The sequence below is a fragment of the Flavobacterium bomense genome, from assembly GCF_003970355.1.
On sequence record NZ_RYDJ01000180.1, the window covers coordinates 1 to 1,192 of the forward strand.

Consider the following 1,192-nt stretch of genomic DNA (forward strand, 5'->3'; position numbering starts at 1 on the left):
AAGTAAAATATTCTGCATTTGGCATAAAAAACATTGCCAAAGCCGAAACTATTGCGCCAAAAAATATAAATGGAATTCTGCGTCCAAGACGTGTCCAAGTTTTATCGCTAGACAGACCAATGATAGGTTGAACAATTAGACCTGCGAGTGGAGCTGCCAGCCAAAAGTATCCAATGCTATGAACATCGGCACCGAGGGCTTCTAATATTCTGCTGGTATTACCATTTTGAAGTGAATATCCAATTTGTACTCCCAGGAATCCAAAGCTTAGATTCCAGATTTGCCAAAAACTTAATTTGGGTTTTTTCATTATCGTATATTGTTTTAAATGTACGATAAGCACCTTGCTTATCAAAACTTAACTTATTTTTCGAAGTAAAAGTAACAGTTTTGAATTGTGTAAATATATTAAAAGAAGTTAGAAGTTGGAAGTTTTTCTAAAATTCTTAACTGCTTACTGCTACTGAACACTGAATACTAATCAATAACTTCTCTTTCGATAAAATAATTGACAATGGCTTCTTTCATCAAAACCGATTGTTCACCTGCTTTAAGTGCGGGTAATTCTTCTTTTACCTTGTAATGCGGCCATCCATCTTCATCGAAAAATTCGAATTCATAAAACCCATAAGGTTCCAACAATCGACAAATAGCGATGTGCATCAGGTTGAGTTTTTCGTCTTTTTCGTAGGTTCTATGGACTTTTCCGAGTTCTTGTACGCCAATTAAATAAATTATGGCATCCAAATCGAGGTCTTCGCCTTGCGAAAATTGGTTAGAAAGTAGGTTGACCAGCTGTTCCCAGCGTTCTTTAAGTTGTATATCTCTTGACATTCCGATTTTAAATTTTAGATTGCGGATTTTAGATTGCGGATTTTAGATTGCGGATTTTTTTAATCTAAAGTCTAAAATCTCAACTCTAAAATTGTTCGTGCAAAGATACCAACATAATTCTTTTATCTTTGCTCTTTATTCTTTTCCTTTATTTCTTTTTTTATGAGTTTTTTAGATATTGTTTTGGGTGTTATCCTCGTTATAGGTTTGTTCAAAGGCATAAAAAATGGTCTTTTTGTGGAATTGGCTTCCTTGATTTCTTTCATCTTAGGAATTTGTGTTGCTTTTAAGTTTTCCTATCAAGAAAACATAATGTTATCCGGCATTAAGCGTTGTACCCATAAAACGAATCAATTTA

At 33.9% G+C, this 1,192-nt stretch carries 3 protein-coding genes; 1 reads left to right on the forward strand and 2 read right to left on the reverse strand.

All coding sequences use genetic code 11. The annotated features are described in order from the left end of the window. Positions 1 to 310, reverse strand: a 310-nt coding sequence (locus EKL98_RS16550; protein WP_148104455.1) for an MFS transporter, incomplete at its 3' end; no start/stop codon positions are given. A 167-nt stretch (positions 311 to 477) separates the two neighbouring features. Continuing rightward, entirely contained in the window at positions 478 to 834 is a 357-nt protein-coding gene (locus EKL98_RS16555; protein WP_126563201.1) for a hypothetical protein, read from the reverse strand. 162 nt (positions 835 to 996) lie between these two features. Here EKL98_RS16555 and EKL98_RS16560 point away from each other — a divergent pair. Further along, positions 997 to 1,192 (forward strand): CvpA family protein (locus EKL98_RS16560; RefSeq protein WP_148104456.1); only part of this gene is annotated, 196 nt, incomplete at its 3' end.

What these genes read in the sequence shown, in the direction of transcription:
- EKL98_RS16555 (WP_126563201.1), bottom strand. Translation starts at nt 834, where the DNA reads ATGTCAAGAGATATACAACTTAAAGAACGCTGGGAACAGCTGGTCAAC.